The sequence below is a fragment of the Actinokineospora spheciospongiae genome (assembly GCF_000564855.1).
GTDB lineage: Bacteria > Actinomycetota > Actinomycetes > Mycobacteriales > Pseudonocardiaceae > Actinokineospora > Actinokineospora spheciospongiae.
Genome location: NZ_AYXG01000057.1, coordinates 1 through 16,756, shown reverse-complemented (window position 1 = coordinate 16,756; position 16,756 = coordinate 1). Strand labels below are relative to the sequence as shown.

Sequence of the window (16,756 nt, the reverse complement as noted above, 5' to 3'; positions counted from 1 at the left end):
GCTTCCTCCTCGCTGTGTCGACCATCCTGGCAGAGGGGTACGACAAATGGCCTAACGCCTGCGCATGGTGCGCTGCACGCTGCGCATCTTGGCGCCCGCGGGCATCGGGCCCTTGGGCAGCGCCGCGCCCTTGGTGGCCAGGGCGGCGAGGCGCTTTTCGATGGTGTCCATCTGGGCGGGGCGGAGGTTGTTGGGCAGCTTCATCAGGTGCCGCTGCAGCTTGGCCAGCGGGACCTGGTTCTCCTCGTTGCCCACGATCACGTCGTAGATCGGGGTGCTCTCGCCGATGATGCGGGCGACGCGCTTCTTCTCCTGGGCGAGCAGGGTCTTGACCCGGTGCGGGGCGCCCTCGGCGACGAGCACCACGCCCGGTCGGCCCAGCACCCGGTGCACGGCGTCGAGCTGGGTGGTGCCCGCGACGGTGGGGGTGACCTTCCACCGGCCGCGCAGGTTCTCCAGGGCCCAGGCCGCCGCGCCGGGCTGGCCGTCGGCCTTGCCGTAGACGTTGCGCTGCACCCGGCGGCCGAAGATGATCACCGCCGCGAGCAGGCCGAAGGCGATGCCCACCGGCAGCAGGAACCACTCGATGCCGATCAGCAGCCCGATCAGGAAGACCACGCCGGTGACGACCACCAGGGCGCCGACCATCCAGGGGATCAGCGCCTTGTCTTCCTTGCGCTGCATGTTGAACGCCTGGAAGATCTGCCCGCGCTTGGCCTTGGACGCCGCCTTGCGCGCCGCTTTGGCTTCCTTCGCGGCCGCCTTGTCCTGCTTATCCGCCATGACCCCGAGGATACGGGGCGGGGTGCCGCGTCCACGAGGCGCGCTCTGTCAGGATGCACGCATGGCTGGCGAACACCGACCCACGGACCTGCTGGCCGGTCTCGACCCGGACCAGCTCGCCGCGGTGCGGGCCCCGCGCGGCCCGGTGTGCGTGCTCGCGGGGGCGGGGACCGGCAAGACCAGGACCATCGTCAGCCGGATCGCCGCCCTGGTCCGCGCGGGCCACGTCACCGCAGGTCAGGTCCTCGCGGTCACCTTCACCACGCGCGCGGCGGGGGAGATGCGGACCCGGCTGCGGGCGATGGACGTGCACGGCGCGCAGGCCCGCACCTTCCACGCCGCGGCGTGGAAGCAACTGCGCTACTTCTGGCCCAGGGTCGTCGGCGACGCGCCGTGGGACCTGCTCGACGGCAAGCTGCGGCTGGTGGGCCAGGCCGCGCACCGGGCGGGCACCGGCACCGAGCGCGAGGCGCTGCGCGACCTGGCGGGCGAGATCGAGTGGGCCAAGGCGTCGCTGATCGGCCCGGAGGACTACCCGGCCGCCGCCGCCCGCGCCCGCCGCGACCCGCCCGCCGCCCCCGAGCTGGTGGCGAAGGTCTACGCGGGCTACGAGGCGCTGAAGAACGACGCGCGGGTGCTCGACTTCGACGACCTGCTGCTGCACACCGCCGCCGCGCTGGAGGAGCACTCGGCGGTGGCCGAGGAGTTCCGCGACCGCTACCGCTGCTTCGTCGTCGACGAGTACCAGGACGTCACCCCGCTGCAGCAGCGCGTGCTCGACGCCTGGCTCGGGGAGCGCGACGACCTGACCGTGGTCGGCGACGCGAACCAGACCATCTACTCCTTCGCCGGTGCCTCGCCGCGGCCGCTGCTGGACTTCACCCGCCGCTTCCCCGAGGCGACCGTGGTGCGGCTGGAGCGCGACTACCGGTCGACGCCGGAGGTGGTGTCGCTGGCGAACCGGGTGATCGGCGCCGCCCGCGACCGCCCGGCGGGCTCCCGGCTGCGGCTGATCGGGCAGCGCCCGCCCGGCCCGAACCCGCGCTTCGCCGAGTACGACGACGAGCCCGCCGAGGCCGCCGCGGTCGCCGCCCGCATCCGCGAGCTGGTCGACGGCGGGGTCGCGCTCAGCGAGGTCGCCGTCCTGTTCCGGGTCAACGCCCAGTCCGAGGTGTACGAGCAGGCGCTGACCGAGCTCGACATCCCGTACCTGGTGCGCGGCGGCGAGCGGTTCTTCGCCAGGCAGGAGGTGCGCCAGGCGATGGCGGCCCTCCGCACCGCCGCCGGGTCCGATCCCGGGGGGGAGCTGCCCGCGCTGGTCCGCGCGCTGCTGGTGCCGCTCGGCCTGACCGAGGAACCGCCGCCCGGCGGCAGGCAGCGGGAGCGGTGGGAGTCGCTGCTGGCCCTGGTCGAGCTGGCCGAGGAACTGGTCGCCACCGAACCGGGCGCTGACCTGCGCCGCTACGCCGCCGAGCTGGAGCAGCGCGCGCAGTCGCAGCACCCGCCGACGGTGGAGGGCGTCACGCTGGCGTCGCTGCACGCGGCCAAGGGCCTGGAGTGGGACGCGGTGTTCCTGGTCGGCCTGGTCGAGGGCACCATGCCGATCCAGCACGCCGACGGCGACGACGCCGCGATCGAGGAGGAGCGCAGGCTGCTCTACGTCGGGGTCACGCGCGCGCGGGTGCACCTGTCGCTGACGTGGGCGCTGGCGCGCGCCGAGGGCGGCAAGCGCTACCGGCGGCGCAGCCGCTTCCTCTACGGGGTCATCCCGGACAACGACCCGGCGTCCCGACCGGCCGCGTCCCGGCAGCGCGAGCAGCGGGTGGTCGAGCGGCCGAGGTTCTGCCGGGTGTGCGGCGACCAGCTCCACGGCGTCATGCCCACCAAGCTGGGCCGCTGCTCGGACTGCCCAGCCGACCTCGACGAGGGCCTGCTCGATCGGCTGCGCGAATGGCGGATGGAGCGGTCGAAGGCGCTGCGCGTGCCCGCCTACGTCATCTTCACCGATGCCACGCTGCTGGCCATCGCCGAACAGCGCCCGGCGGACCGGGCCGCGCTCGTGGCGATCTCCGGCATCGGCGCCTCGAAGCTGGACAAATTCGGCTCCGAGGTGTTGTCGCTGGTCACCGGCGCGAACTGAGTCGGCGTCAGGCGTCTCCGAGGTAGTGTGACGCGCGTCACTCGAAGTTCCGGAAAATCAGTTGCACGGCTTCCCGCGGGCCCAATAACCTGCTCTGGCGGGTCGCGAGAGCGCCCCGAATGACAACAGTACGACCAAGAACATCAGGGAGGTGGACCGCGTGAAGATCTCGATCATGAATGAGAAGCAGAACCCGGCCGGCTACCCGATGTGCGGTCGGCCTGTTCTGTCCGCGTTTGGGGGCGGCCTGCTCATCCAGGTCCGTCGTGAGCGTGTGGCCGCTCTGGGGGCGTCCGCTGCACACACCGCACACACCGTCCGTTGGACCACCCTCGATGTCGACGTTCCGACCCGTCTGCGCTCCGCAGGCTCGGGCTGGAGGACTTGACCCAGGTCAAGCAACTCCTGGCCCCGAGGCCGCGGACTCCGACACCGGAATCCGCGGCCTTTTTGTTTTCCCACAACGGTTTCTTCCTAGTCAGGAGTTCTTCGACCATGTCGACAACCACTCCGCTGCCCTGCGGAGACCTGAACGAGCTGCTCGCGCAGTCCGGTTCCGGGGTGAGCGAGCTGCTGGACGCGGCTCCCTCCGCTGGTCTCGACCTGCCCTGCCGCTCCACCACCGACCCCGACCTGTGGTTCGCCGACGCGCCCGCCGACCTCGAGCGCGCCAAGACCCTCTGCGGCGACTGCCCCGTCCGCGCCGCCTGCCTCGCCTCGGCGCAGGCCCGGCACGAGCCGTGGGGCGTCTGGGGCGGGGAGATCTTCGAGCGCGGCGTCGTCATCGCCCGCAAGCGGCCCCGCGGCCGCCCGCGCAAGGAGGACGTCGCCCGCGACGCCGCCGAGCGCGCCGCCCGCAACCGGGACGGGGTCGCAGCGTGAACCCCGTGCACAACGACCCCACGTACACCTTCAAGCCGGAAGGTCCCACGGACATGCTTCTCCAAGAAAATCTCGCGAGATCACGAATGCGCGAGGCGGAGCAGGTGGCGCGAGCGCGCCGCCTGGTCCGCCACCTGAGCGCCGCGAGGCGCTGGAACCGGCTCTCGCAGTGGGCGGCCCGGCGCGCCGATCGCGCCACCGCCGCACTCTGAGTGAGCCCGTTCACCCGAATCGACGCGATGCCCGCCACCGGATCGGTGGCGGGCATCCGTCCGTTAGGGTGGGAAATAGGATGGAAACGCCATTGTCACCACGGTCGCGCCGGGGTGGGCTTATGGTGTTAAGCCCCTGTTCCCGACGGCCTTGGGGCTCACGTTGGTGCAGAACGTGCAAGACGCCGGTGGCGAGAACGGCAGACGCAGGCTCAAGCGCCGGACCGAGGTCGGTCGCACGGGAGCCCGGTTCGGGCCACCCGGTCAGTGGCGGCTGACCGCCCCCGACGACCCCAACCCCGACGACGACCCGGCGGCCGCCGAGTCCGAGGTCGGCCGGGTCGGCGCCCGCTTCGGCGGCTCCTCCCGCAAGCGCAAGCGCGCCACCCCGCCACCGCAGTCCGATCCCGCCGCCGATCCCGCCGCCGAGTCCGGGGCCGCTGTCGACCCCCGCGACCGCGCCGCCCGACCCGCTGACCCTCGTGGTGCCCAGCCCGGGGACCGCGCCGCCCGGCCCGCTGATCTTCGCGATGCCCAGCCCGGGGACCGCGCCGCCGAGCCTCGCGCCTCCGCCGCCCGAGAAGCCCGCGACCGTGCCGCCGAGCCTCGAGGTGTGGATGCCCGGGGGCGTGACCGCGCCGCCGAGGCCCGTGCGTCCGAAGCCCAGGCCACGGATCGCGTCGCCGAGCCCCGTGCTGTCGCCGCTCACGACCTCGCCGCCGAGCTCCGCGCCATCGACGCCCGAGCCAACGAGCTCCGAGCTGTCGACCCCCACGCCCGCGACCGCGCCGCCGAACCCGGCGACCTGTTCGACGACACCCCGACGCAGCGCAACCGCGCCGACCTGTTCGACGAGGGCACCCCGCCCCAGCACGACTCCACCAACGACCTGTTCGACGACGGCCCCCCGGCCCAGCCCGGCCCCCCGGCCCAGCCCGGCCCCCCGGCCCAGCCCGGCCCCCCGGCCAACCCCTGGCTGCCCGACGACCCGAGCGAGTGGTCCGACGCCGACTGGATGAGCCGCCCCGAGTCGCACACCCTGGTCCGCCCCTACGCCTGGACCCGAGGCCGCACCCACACCCGCTCCGACCTGGCGATCGAGGCACTGATCTCCACCGTCGCCCCCGACCTCGCCACCTCCTGGGAGCACCGCGCGGTCACCGAGCTGTGCACCACCCCGCGCTCGGTCGCCGAGGTGTCCGCCCTGATGAGCCTGCCCCTGGGCGTGGCCCGGGTCCTGATCAGCGACCTCGCCGACTCCCACGCGGTCACCATCCACCACCGCACAGGCGACGCCCCCGACCTGGCGTTCATGGGTCGAGTGCTGGAGGGGCTGCGCAAGCTGTGACCGACCCCGCCGTGACCGGACCTGCCGCGATCGATCCCGTCGCGACCGACCCCGCCGCGACTGACCCCGCCGCGATCGACCCCGCTGTGACCAGACCTGCCGCGACCGATCCCGTCGTGACCGATCCCGTCGTGACCGATCCCGTCGTGACCGATCCCGTCGTGACCGATCCCGTCGTGACCGGGCCTGCCTCGACTGGTGCTGCTGCGTCTGATCCCGCTGCGATTGATCCCGCTGCGACCGGGCCTGCCGCGACCGTTGCCGCCTGCGGCCTCTGCGGCCGCTCCCGCGCCGAGGAGCCCCCGCTGGCAGCCCTGGCCTGGGTCAGCGAAACCGAGCGGAGGCAGACCGGGTGGTTGTGCGGCACCTGTGCCCGGGCGCACGTCCGCGACATCGAGGGCAAGCTCCCAGCCGAGTACTGGTGACCTGGCTACGGTGATCCCATGCTGATCGCCGAAGAACTGCTGCTACTGCTGGTCGACGACGAGAGCGGCAAGGTCAGCCCGGCGGGCGCCCAGCTCGACCGGGGCCTCGCGGGCGCCGCACTGCTCGAACTCGCCGACCTGGGCCTGGTCGACGTCGCAGGCCCGGGCGAAGAGGTCCGCGAGGGCCGCATCGTCCTGCGCGAGGGCCGCCCACCCGCCGACTCGGTGCTCAAGGCCACCCTGGCCCGCCTCGCCGACCTGGAGGGCGCCACCCCCGCCGCCGCCCTGGACAAGGTGGGCAAGGGCCTGCGCGAAGCCGTCGTCGACAGCCTGGTCGGCCGTGGTGTCCTCCGCCGCGAGGACCGCAAGGTGCTCGGCGTCTTTCCCACCCAGCGCATCCCCGCCGAGGACGGCTCCCACGAGCGCGCCCTCCGCGCCCGCCTCGAGCAGGTGCTGGCGGGCGCCGAACCCGACCACCACGCCGCCGCCCTCATCACCCTGCTGCACGCCCTCGGCATCCTCACCAAGGTCATCGAGGTCGACGACCAGCGCACCGCCAAAGCCCGGGCCAAGACCATCGCCGACGGTGACTGGGCGGGCGAAGCCGTGCGCAAGGCGGTCAACGCCGTCAACGCGGCCGTGTTCGCGGCGATCTTGGTCCCCACCATCGCGAGCACGGGCGGCTCCACCGGCACCTGACCGGCTCGGAGCGGCACCGGATCGGCGGCGGATCTGCACCGGGTTCCGTGATCTGATCGGGGGCGGGTGCAGTGGAGTGGGATCGACAGCGGGGTGGGATCGGGGGATCGGGTGGGTGCGTGTTCGGTTGATGTGTGTGTTCGCCCCCGCGCGCCATTCCGACTCAAGCTTACCCGTGACCACCGACAATCCACGGTCTTCGGTTGAGAGCCTGTGGACAACTTCTGGTGGAGCAGGTGGTTCTGGGAAGGGGGGTGGGGCGGGGGGTGGGTGGGGTCAGTTTTCGGCGAAGCCGGGTTGCCAGTGGGAGATGATCGAGCGCATGGAGAACTCGGCGTCCAGTTGGCAGAGGATGCCGGTGGCTCCTGCGGTGACTCGTTGGATGAGGAGGTATTGCGGGGGGAGGTTGAGGGAGCGGCCGGTTTTGAAGTCCTGGCCGCGCAGGTCGCCTACTCGGCCTGCTTGGCGTTGCATCCAGCGGCGGGTGAAGTGGAAGACCTCGACCGAGGCGGGTTCGGTGAAGGGGGCCAGGTAGGCGAGGACGTCTTCGGGTTCGAGGTTCATGCCGGGGCGGATGAAGTGTTCTTCGCGCATGAGGGTGGCCAGTTCCGCCGACTTGCCCTGCACGGCCAGGCGGGTCATGACGCCGAGGGGTTCGGGGAGGCCTTCGGGGAGGCGGGCGATGGCGCCGAAGTCGATGACGCACAGGCGGCCGTCGGGGGTGATCATGAAGTTGCCGGGGTGGGGGTCGGAGTGCAGGAGGCCGACCCGGGCTGGGGAGGAGAAGTGGAACTCCGAGAGGAGGCGGCCCGCCTCGTTGCGCTCCTCGGGGGTGCCGTCCTTGATCACCGAGGACAGGGGCCTGCCGTCGACCCACTCGGTGATGGTGACCTTGGGGGCGCTGGCCACGACCCGGGGGACGAGCATCTGCTCGTCGCCGGCGAAGGCCTTGGCGAAGGCGCGCTGGTTCTCGGCCTCGGCCCGGTAGTCCAGTTCCTCGGTCATGCGGTCGGCCAGCTCCTGCAGCAGGGGCTTGATCTCCATGCCGGGGGCGAAGGGCTGGAAGAGCTTGCTGAACCGCTGCAGTTGGCGCAGGTCCGACCGCAGGGCCTCGTCGGCGCCCGGGTACTGGACCTTGACGGCGACCTGCCTGCCGTCGCGCCACACCGCCTTGTGGACCTGGCCGATGCTGGCGGCGGCGGCCGGGGTGTCGTCGAACTCGGTGAAGCGCTCCGACCAGCCCCGGCCGAGCTGCTGGGCCAGGACCCGGTGCATGGTCTGCGCGCTCATCGGCGGGGCGGCGGCCTGCAACCGGGTCAGGGCCTCCCGGTACGGCTCGGCCAGCTCGTCCGGGATCGCCGCCTCGAACACCGACAGCGCCTGCCCGAACTTCATCGCGCCGCCCTTGAGCTGCCCCAGCACCGCGAACAGCTGCTCGGCGGTGCGGGCGGCCACCTCGGCGCTCACCTGCTCGGCGCTCTGCCCGGCCAACCGCTTCCCCCACCCGCCGACGGTCCGGCCCGCGACCCCGAGGGGGATGCTGGCCAACCGGGCGGTGCGTGCGACGGTCTTGCGCGGCATGTCAGTCACGTGGTGATTGTCCCCTCTCCGGGCACGACAGCGCACATGAACCTTCCAGGGGCGGCCGAGAACCCGGTTTTCCCGCAGGCGCCGACCGGTCCCCGGAACCGAAGACCTGTCATCACCTGACAACCGTCCCGGTTCCGGCAACCCCCTCCGCCCGCCCGCGGGTCGCGGCGCCGCAGGGGCAGTGCGGGTGGGGTGGGGCGGTGCGGGCGGTGAGGGTGGCGCCGAGCGGGTCGACCTCCAGGGTGGTGTTGTGCAGGCGGGAGTGGGTCAGGTCGGTCAGCGCCAGGGCGGCGAGGGTGTGGGCGGTGGCCACCGCCGCCGTGGCGTGCAGGGTGGCCAGGTCGGTGGGGTGGGGGCGGGCGGTGAGCTGGGCGGCGACCAGGGGCCAGCACTCGTCGCGGGCGGTGCGGTGGTGCTCGGCGCAGGTCAGGCAGGCCGTGTGGCCGGGGACGACCAGGGGGCCGACGGTGCCGACGCCGTCGGCGGCGCGCAGCGGCAGGTGGGGTTGGGCCCTGGCGTGCAGTTCGGCCAGCAGGGCCGGGTCGGGGACCAGGGCGTCGGCCACCAGGACCAGGTCGGGGCGGCGGTGGGTGAAGGCGGTGGTGTCCACCGCCACCTCGGCCCTGGCCACCGCCTCGTTCGCCGCGACCCGCCTGGGCCTGCCGATGTCGGCCAGGGTGAGGCCCGCGCCCACGTCCTCCGCGGTCACCGCGCCCCGGGCGCTCACCCGGACCCGGCCCACGCCCGCGGCGGCCAACTGGCAGGCCACGGCGACGGCCAGGCGGCCGTCGCCGTGCACGGCGACGCCGCAGCGGGCGCGGGTGGCGGGGTCGGCGGTGCCCCGGCGGGCGGCGAGGGTGGACTCGGGGGCCATCCGGCGGGCCAGCGGGTGCCCGGGGCCGGAGGCGTCCTCGACCAGCCCCTCGCCCGCCAGCCCGGAGAGCAGGTCGACCATGGCCGCGCGGTGTTCCGGCCCGGCCCGGCTGAGGAGTTCGGCCGTGGTGCGGCCGCCGCGGAACTCCTCGGCGGCGTCGAGGACGGCGGTCGGGACGCCGCTGACGACGGTGGCCCGGCCGGGGCGCACGCCGACCTGGAACTCGCCGCTGCGCCGGTGCAGGACGGTGAGCCCGGGGCGCAGCCGGGGGCGGGCGGGCAGGGTCTGATCGGGGGCTTCGCTCATACCCCGATCGTGCCTGTTTCCGCCGAATGGTGGGAAAAGTTGTCCACAGGCGAGAGTCACACCCGGCCGGTCCTCCCCGGATGTCGGTGTCTCCCCTTACGGTTGTGCCGTGGCCGAAGTCGAGGTGCGCAGGAGCAAGCGCCGAACCCGCACCGTCACCGCTTATCGCGAAGGTGACACCCTCATCGTTCTCATCCCGGCCAGGCTCTCCAAGAAGGAGGAGGCCCACTGGGTTGAGGAAATGGAGCGCAGGCTGCTGCGCGTCGAGACGAACAGGCGCGGCCCGAGCCGCACCTCCGACGCCAAGCTGCTGGCGCGTTGCGTCGAGTTGTCGGACCGGTACTTCAACGGGAGGTGTGAACCGGCGGCGGTGCGGTGGGTGCCGCCGATGCGGACCCGGTGGGCGTCGTGCACACCGGTGGACCGGACCATCCGCGTCTCCGAGCACCTGAGGCAGGTGCCCGCCTGGGTGTTGGACTACGTGCTGGTGCACGAGCTGGCCCACCTGCTGGTGCCGGGGCACGGGGCGGACTTCTGGGAGCTGGTGCGGGCCTACCCGCGCACCGAGCGGGCGATGGGGTTCCTGGAGGGGCTCTCCGCCGCCGCCGGGTGGGGCATCGCCACGGAGTGAGCGGGCCGGACAGGGCGACGGACCCCGTTCCGCCGGTGCGGAGGGGGTCCGTTCCCGGTCGGGTGCCTCAGGCGCCCGGTTTGCCCCCGTCGTCCTGGCTGTCCTGCTCCGACTGCTCGGCCTCCTTGGCCTCGGCGGACTGCTCGGTGCGGTTGAGCTGGGCGATCGGGTCGTCGTCGATCGCGGAGGCGGTGCCCATGCGGTCGGCGAACTCCAGCGGGTCGTCGAGGTCGGTGGCCGTGGGCACCAGGTCCGGGTGCGCCCACAGGGCGTCGCGGGCGTCGATGCCGTGCCGGTCGGTCACCAGCCGCCACAGCGCCGCGGCGGCGCGCAGCTTGCGCGGGCGCAGCTCCAGGCCGACGAGGGTGGCGAAGGTCTGCTCGGCGGGGCCGCCGGAGGCGCGGCGGCGGCGCAGGGTCTCGCGCAGCGCGTCGGCGCCGGGCAGCCGTTCGGCCACCGCGTCGCCGACCACGATGTCGACCCAGCCCTCGACCAGGGCCAGCAGGGTTTCCAGGCGGGCCAGTGCCGCCTTCTGCTCCGGGGTGGTCTCGGGTTCGAGGATGCCGGACTGCATGGCCTGCTCGATGGTTTCCGGGTTCGACGGGTCCACCTGCGCGGCCAACTGCTCCAGGGCGGCGGTGTCGACCTTGATGCCGCTGGCGAACTCCTCCACCGCGCCCAGCAGCCGCTGCCGCAGCCACGGCACACCGGCGAAGAGGCGCTGGTGGGCGGCCTCGCGGGCGGCGAGGAAGACCATCACCTCGCTGGCCGGGCGCTCCAGGCCCTTGGTGAACTCCTCGATGTTCGCCGGGAGCAGCGCGGCGGTGTTCGGCGGGCCGAGCGGCAGGCCGATGTCGGCGGAGGTGAGCACCTCGGAGGCGAGCTGGGCCAAGGCGTTGCCCAACTGGGAGCCGAAGGCCATGCCGCCCATCTGCCCGACCATGGCCAGCAGCGGACCGGCCTGGGCCTTGGCCTCGGCGGGCAGCGCGTCCACCCAGGCGCCGGACATGCGGCGGGCGACCGGGTCGCACAGCCGCTGCCAGGTGGGCAGGGTGTGCTCGACCCAGTCGCGCGGCGTCCAGGTCCTGGTGGTGGTGGCGCCCGCGGGGAGCGTGGTGGCGGGGTCGAGCCACATCTCGGCGAGGTGGACGGCGTCGGTGACCGCCTTGGCCGACTCCGGGGGCGCGGCGAAGCCGACCTGCCCGGACAGCCGCTGCACGGCGATCTGCTTGGCCAGGTCGTAGTTGACCGGCCCGCCGCCGCCCGTCCCGGCCTGGCTGAGCATCTGCCCCAACTGGCTGAGCATCTGCCCGAGTTGGCCGAACCCGTCGAACGGGTTCTCCGGCCCGCCCGCGGGCTTGGGGTTGCCGTCCTTGTCCCTGTCGTCCGGGTCCGGCAGTCCGAAGCCGAACTTGAACTCGCTCATGGGTCCACGGTACGCGGGGTGGGCGCGGCCGCGCTGTCCTGGTGATCCGCTCCGCGTGAACGCACGTACGCTGTGGACCCGTGAGCACCCCGTCGGAGACGCCCGTGACGCCGCCCGCACCCCGCGGCGAGGGGCCGCCCGCCCCCGGCCGCGGTCTGACCAGGCGCGGCTGGACGGTGCTGGTGGGTGTGGTGCTGACCGTCGCGTTCCTCGTCGTCGGCCTGGCCGTGCCCATCCCGTACGTGTCGCTGGGCCCCGGCCCGACCTACGACACCCTCGGTGAGGCGCAGGACGTCCAGATCGTCTCCGTCGACGGCGAGCAGACCTACCCGACCAGCGGCCAACTGCGGATGGTCACCGTGTCGGTGAACGACGAGATCACCCTCTTCGGCGCCCTGGGCCTGTGGATCAGCGGCCGGTACGCGCTCGCCCCGCGCGAGGAGTACTTCCGCCCGGGGGAGACCGAGGAGGACATCGACAAGCAGAACACCAAGCTGTTCCAGGACTCGCAGAGCAACGCCGAGGTGGCCGCCCTGCGCTACCTGGGGAAGTACCCGATGAAGGTCATCGCCCAGGAGATCACCTCCGGGGCGCCCGCGGACAAGGTCCTCGCCCCCGGCGACCGGCTGGTCCGGGTCAACGGCAAGGCCGTCTCCACCGCCGCCGACGTCCGCCCCGCGCTGGCGGGCACCACCCCCGGGCAGTCGGTGGAGATCGTGTTCCAGCACGACGGCCAGGAGAAGACGGCCACCGTCACCCTGGGCAGGGCCGCCGACTTCGGTGCCGAGGACCGCGCGGAGGGCTTCCTGGGGCTCGGTCCCGCCGACCGCCCGGACGTGCCGTTCAAGATCTCGATCAGCCTGGAGAACGTCGGCGGCCCGTCGGCGGGGCTGATGTTCTCCCTGGCCATCGTCGACCGGCTCACCCCCGGTGACCTGGCGAGCGACCACGTCATCGCGGGCACCGGCGAGATCGACGCGGACGGCAACGTCGGCCGCATCGGCGGCATCCCGTTCAAGCTGGTCGGCGCCCGGGAGGCGGGGGTGACCACGTTCCTGGTCCCCGCCGACAACTGCGAGGAGGCCAGGTCGAACGTCCCCGACGGCCTGCAGTTGATCAAGGTGGCCACCCTGTCCGACGCGGTGGCGCAGCTCGACAACCTCAAGGCGGGCAGGCCGACCCGGGGTTGCTGACCCGGTCGGGCGCGGGGCCGGTCAGGCGCGGAGCGTGTCCAGGAGGGCGGCGGTGAGGTTGCGGGCGAGGCCGGGGTGCTCGACGACCTGGTCGAGTTCGCCCTCCCCGGTGGTGCGCAGCCGCAGCACGCAGGCCATCGCCCCGTCCCGGGACACGGCCGCGACCAGCCGGGCCTCCCTGGCCTCCGGGTGGCCCGCGGCGACCCGGCCCAGGGCGTCGGAGTCGCCGTCGGGCAGCTCGGCCTCGGCCTCCGGCGGGAGCATGACGATCTCCTGGGCCAGCGCGCAGCCCACCACGACCTCCGGCCACATGATCCCGGCCAGCGCGTCGGCCAGGTCGCCCTCCAGCGCGTCCTGGGCCACCGGGGTCAGCGCGGACGCCGGGTCGAGCCGGTCGGCCAGGTCGGGCTGCTCGCGCAGCAGGTGGTCGGTGGGCACCAGGGCGAACAGCTGCGGCCCCTGGTCCCAGCCGCCCGAGGCGACGAACTCCTCCACCTCGCGGGCGACCGAGGACAGCTCTGGGGCGGTGCGGGGCTGCGTCACGGGCGCCATCCTCGCATCCCGCCGCCCGCCCGCCGTCACCCGATCCGGGGTGCGCGGGCCCGGCATCCGCCCATTTCGGGCACCCTCACGGGAACCTGAACCACCCCTAATACAGTTGAACGAACCAGGACCGGTCCCGGCCGGTCCGGAAGTTCTCTAAGTTAGCGACTCTGGAGCGTGCCCAGTGGCCACTCGGCCCCCGATCGGCCTGCCGAAGCTATCCCGTCGCAGCCGCGTCCTGCTCGTCATCGCGGCGGCGCTCGTCCTGCTGCTGCTGGTCGGCTCGCGCCTGCTCAGCACCTACGTCAACTGGCTGTGGTTCGGGGAGGTCGGGTTCCGGTCGGTGTTCAGCACCGTCCTGTGGACCAGGGTCGGCCTGTTCTTCGCCGTCGGCGCCCTGGTGGGTGGTCTGCTGGCGGTGAGCCTGTGGATCGCCTACCGCTCGCGGCCGGTGTTCGTGCCGGTCTCCGGCGCGGAGGACCCGCTGGCCCGCTACCGCTCCACCATCGTGCAGCGGGTGCGCCTGTTCGGCATCGGCATCCCGGTGGTGATGGGCCTGATCGCGGGTTCCGCGGCGCAGGCGGACTGGCAGCTCTGGCAGCTGCTGGTGAACGGCACCGACTTCGGTGTCACCGACCCGCAGTTCGGCATCGACATCGGCTTCTACGCCTTCACCCTGCCGTTCATCAGCTGGCTGATCAACTGGTTGTTCGTGGCCGTGGCCATCGCGTTCTTCGGCGCGCTGATCACCCACTACGTCTTCGGCGGCATCCGGCTGGCCGGGAAGGGCGGGCAGCTCGCCGCCGCCGCGCGGATGCAGCTGTCGATCACCGCGGGCGTGTTCGTGCTGGTCTACGCGGTCGACTACTTCTTCGAGCGCTACGAGCTGATGTTCTCCAGCAGCAACACGCTGTTCAGCGGCGCCACCTACACCGACCTCAACGCGGTGCTGCCCGCCAAGCTGATCCTGATGTTCATCGCGGCGTTCTGCGCGGTGGCCTTCTTCGCGGGGGCCTTCCTGCGCAACCTGCAGCTCCCGGCGATCGCGACCGCGCTGCTGGTGCTCTCCGGCGTCCTGGTCGGCGCGGCCTGGCCGCAGGTGGTGCAGCAGTTCTCGGTCAAGCCGAACGAGAACGCCAAGGAGGCCATGTCGATCCAGCGCAACATCGACGCCACCCGGCAGGCGTTCGGCCTCACCGAGGACAAGGTCACCACCGAGGACTACGCCGGGGTCAGCTCGGCGGCGCCCGCGGCGATCCGGTCGGACCCGGCGAGCACGAACACCATCTCCAACGTCCGCCTGCTCGACCCGAACATCCTGGCGCCGACGTTCACCCAGCGCGAGGGCCGGGAGAACTTCTACGGCTTCCCGGAGAAGCTCGACATCGACCGCTACACCGTCGACGGCAAGACCCAGGACTACATCGTCGCCGCGCGCGAGATCAAGACCTCCGGGCTCACCGAGACCCAGGGCGGCTGGATCAACCGGCACATGGTGTTCACCCACGGCAACGGCTTCGTCGCCGCGCCCGCGAACACGATCAACTCCGCGCTGGCCGACACCAACGACCAGGGCGGCTACCCGCTGTTCAAGGTCGGCGACATCAGCGACCCCGGCCCGTTCGGGGTCGAGCAGCCGCGCATCTACTTCGGTGAGCTGGCCACCGACGACTACGCGATCGTCGGCGGCAAGAACGGCGGCACGCCGATGGAGTACGACACCCAGAACAGCACCTTCGCCTACGACGGCACCGGCGGCGTCCCCATCGACGGGCTGTTCAACAAGCTGGTCTTCGCCGCGAACTACACCGAGCGCAACATCCTGTTCTCGTCGCAGATCGACGCGGGCGCGAAGATCATGTACAACCGCAACCCGCGCGACCGGGTGTCGAAGGTGGCCCCGTGGCTGACCATCGACGGCGACCCGTACCCGGCGGTCGTCGACGGCCGGATCACCTGGATCATCGACGGCTACACCACGCTGGAGAACTACCCGTACGCCCAGCGCACGCCGCTCGGCGAGGCCACCACGGACTCCCTCGGCGGTGTGGTCCGCCAGGAGGACCGCACCATCAGCTACATCCGCAACTCGGTCAAGGCCACGGTCGACGCCTACGACGGCTCGGTCAACCTGTACTCGATCGACGACGAGGACCCGGTGCTCAAGGCCTGGCAGGGCGTGTTCCCCGGCACGGTGAAGCCCAGCTCGGAGATCTCCGACTCGCTGCGCTCGCACTTCCGCTACCCGGAGGACCTGTTCAAGGTCCAGCGCGAACTGCTCTCGCGCTACCACGTCTCGGACTCCAACGAGTTCTTCTCGCAGAAGACCTTCTGGAACGTCCCGGCCGACCCGACCGAGGAGGGCGCGACCGCGGCCACCGCGGCCGCGGCCAACAACGACGGCCCCAAGCAGCCGCCGTACTACGTGCTCGCGCAGAGCCCGGGGCAGACGCGGGCGACGTTCCAGATCACCAGCGCCCTGACCCTGCTGAACCGGCAGTTCCTCGCCTCCTGGGTGTCGGTGTCGTCGGACCCGCAGGACTACGGGAAGATCCGGGTGCTGCGACTGCCCACCGAAGCCGCCCAGGTCGAAGGCCCGGGGCAGGTGCAGAACCGGTTCCAGACCACACCGGAGGTCGCGGAGAACCGGACGCTGTTCAACAACCCCAGCGTCTCACCGCTGTTCGGCAACCTGCTGACCCTCCCGGTCGCGGGCGGGATGCTCTACGTCGAACCGATCTTCATCCAGCGCAAGGACGCCAACTCGTTCCCGCAGTTGGCCAGGGTCCTGGTGTCCTTCGGCAACAAGGTCGGCTTCGCCGCGACGATCAACGAGGCCCTCGACGAGGTGTTCGGCGCGGGCACCGGCCAGTCGGCCACCCAGCCGGGCGAGAACACCACGCCGAGCACGCCCCCGTCCACCTCGACCACCCCGCCGTCGACCAGCACGCCGCCGCCCGCGGGCGGCGGCACCGGTGCCACCGCGGAGATGGACTCGGCCGTGCAGGCGCTGAACTCGGCCCTGGAACACCTGCGCACCGCCCAGCGCAACGGCGACTTCACCGAGCAGGGCAAGGCGCTGGCCGAACTGGACGCCGCGGCCAAGGCGTACGACACGGCCAAGGCCAAGGCGGGCGCCGCCCCGACCACGGCACCGTCCTCCCCGGGAGCGTCCCCGTCGCCCACCCCCGGCGGTGGGTGACCCCCCCTGAATGAGCCGCTCCACCCCCGTGTATTGTTGTTCTTACAGCGCGGGGTGGAGCAGCTCGGTAGCTCGCTGGGCTCATAACCCAGAGGTCGCAGGTTCAAATCCTGTCCCCGCTACGAACGAGGAACCCCCCGTCTGCAGAAAACGCAGACGGGGGGTTCTTCGCTATTTCTGTGGGGGCGGAGCCCCCACGCCCCACCCGGGGGCTTGCCCCCGGACCCCCGGCCTCGGTGGTCGGGTGCGGGTGGGTGGGCTGTTTGCTTGAGCCTTCGGCTCGTGGGAGAAAGTTTGCTTCGCCGGGGCGCCCTCCTCGTGTCGTGTGCCTCTGCCGCGTAGAGCGCCTGACCCCCAGTCGGGCGCTTCGGGGCTGGTCAGAGGGGGTTTGGGTGGGGTTGTGGGGGGTGGTTAAAAGTGGGTTTCGGGGTGGTGTACTGTTGTTCTCACAGCGCGGGGTGGAGCAGCTCGGTAGCTCGCTGGGCTCATAACCCAGAGGTCG

General features: G+C 72.2%; 15 protein-coding genes and 1 tRNA gene. 11 read left to right on the top strand and 5 right to left on the bottom strand.

From position 1 onward, the window contains the following. Positions 1–51: 51 nt before the first annotated feature. Positions 52–783: a DUF4191 domain-containing protein gene (locus tag UO65_RS07910; protein ID WP_035280100.1), complete on the bottom strand. Its 732-nt coding sequence runs from the start codon at positions 781–783 to the stop codon at positions 52–54. A gap of 61 nt (positions 784–844) precedes the next feature. Between UO65_RS07910 and UO65_RS07905 the strand changes: the two genes are divergently transcribed. The 7 genes from UO65_RS07905 (at position 845) to UO65_RS07880 (ending at position 6,489) form a co-directional block, all read left to right on the top strand. Further along, positions 845–2,923 carry an ATP-dependent DNA helicase UvrD2 gene (locus tag UO65_RS07905; protein WP_035280098.1) on the top strand — a complete coding sequence of 693 codons (2,079 nt, stop codon included), beginning with the start codon at positions 845–847 and terminating at the stop codon, positions 2,921–2,923. A 160-nt stretch (positions 2,924–3,083) separates the two neighbouring features. Beyond that, positions 3,084–3,311, top strand: coding sequence for a hypothetical protein (locus tag UO65_RS35650; protein WP_146241385.1), 228 nt, complete (start codon positions 3,084–3,086; stop codon positions 3,309–3,311). A 107-nt stretch (positions 3,312–3,418) separates the two neighbouring features. Further along, positions 3,419–3,805: a WhiB family transcriptional regulator gene (locus UO65_RS07900; protein WP_035280096.1), complete on the top strand. Its 387-nt coding sequence runs from the start codon at positions 3,419–3,421 to the stop codon at positions 3,803–3,805. Positions 3,806–3,810: 5 nt separating this feature from the next. Then, entirely contained in the window at positions 3,811–4,017 is a 207-nt protein-coding gene (locus UO65_RS35645; protein WP_146241386.1) for a hypothetical protein, read from the top strand. A gap of 166 nt (positions 4,018–4,183) precedes the next feature. After that, on the top strand, positions 4,184–5,365 hold the full coding sequence (locus UO65_RS36640) for a DUF742 domain-containing protein (RefSeq protein ID WP_161784440.1): 1,182 nt from the start codon (positions 4,184–4,186) through the stop codon (positions 5,363–5,365). Further along, positions 5,362–5,790, top strand: a complete 429-nt coding sequence (locus UO65_RS37950) for a hypothetical protein (protein WP_035280094.1) — start codon at positions 5,362–5,364, stop codon at positions 5,788–5,790. The genes UO65_RS36640 and UO65_RS37950 overlap by 4 nt, the downstream gene beginning before the upstream one ends. A gap of 18 nt (positions 5,791–5,808) precedes the next feature. Further along, complete coding sequence (locus UO65_RS07880; protein WP_035280092.1) at positions 5,809–6,489, top strand: GOLPH3/VPS74 family protein; 681 nt, start codon at positions 5,809–5,811, stop codon at positions 6,487–6,489. A gap of 276 nt (positions 6,490–6,765) precedes the next feature. Here the strand turns inward: UO65_RS07880 and UO65_RS07875 are convergent, their stop codons facing one another. Then, on the bottom strand, positions 6,766–8,070 hold the full coding sequence (locus UO65_RS07875; RefSeq protein WP_052020881.1) for an ABC1 kinase family protein: 1,305 nt from the start codon (positions 8,068–8,070) through the stop codon (positions 6,766–6,768). Positions 8,071–8,191: 121 nt separating this feature from the next. Beyond that, positions 8,192–9,259 carry a TOMM precursor leader peptide-binding protein gene (locus UO65_RS07870; RefSeq protein ID WP_052020880.1) on the bottom strand — a complete coding sequence of 356 codons (1,068 nt, stop codon included), beginning with the start codon at positions 9,257–9,259 and terminating at the stop codon, positions 8,192–8,194. Positions 9,260–9,368: 109 nt separating this feature from the next. On the opposite strand from UO65_RS07870, the gene UO65_RS07865 reads away from it, so the two are divergent. Beyond that, positions 9,369–9,890 (top strand): M48 family metallopeptidase, encoded by a 522-nt coding sequence (locus UO65_RS07865; protein ID WP_063935908.1) that lies wholly within the window; start codon positions 9,369–9,371, stop codon positions 9,888–9,890. 67 nt (positions 9,891–9,957) lie between these two features. On the opposite strand, the gene UO65_RS07860 is transcribed toward UO65_RS07865, so the two are convergent. Beyond that, positions 9,958–11,316 (bottom strand): zinc-dependent metalloprotease, encoded by a 1,359-nt coding sequence (locus UO65_RS07860; protein ID WP_035280089.1) that lies wholly within the window; start codon positions 11,314–11,316, stop codon positions 9,958–9,960. A gap of 80 nt (positions 11,317–11,396) precedes the next feature. Here UO65_RS07860 and UO65_RS07855 point away from each other — a divergent pair, with 80 nt between their 5' ends. After that, a complete protein-coding gene (locus UO65_RS07855) occupies positions 11,397–12,509 on the top strand; it encodes a YlbL family protein (protein ID WP_035280088.1) in 1,113 nt (370 codons plus the stop codon). Between the two features lie 21 nt (positions 12,510–12,530). On the opposite strand, the gene UO65_RS07850 is transcribed toward UO65_RS07855, so the two are convergent. After that, the gene (locus tag UO65_RS07850) at positions 12,531–13,061 is read right to left on the bottom strand and encodes a PPA1309 family protein (RefSeq protein WP_035280087.1); all 531 of its coding nucleotides are present in this window, start codon (positions 13,059–13,061) and stop codon (positions 12,531–12,533) included. A 175-nt stretch (positions 13,062–13,236) separates the two neighbouring features. On the opposite strand from UO65_RS07850, the gene UO65_RS07845 reads away from it, so the two are divergent. Both UO65_RS07845 and UO65_RS07840 read left to right on the top strand, forming a co-directional pair. Then, entirely contained in the window at positions 13,237–16,254 is a 3,018-nt protein-coding gene (locus tag UO65_RS07845) for a UPF0182 family protein (RefSeq protein ID WP_035280086.1), read from the top strand. A gap of 48 nt (positions 16,255–16,302) precedes the next feature. Beyond that, positions 16,303–16,376 (top strand) — tRNA-Met (locus tag UO65_RS07840). Positions 16,377–16,756: the final 380 nt, after the last annotated feature.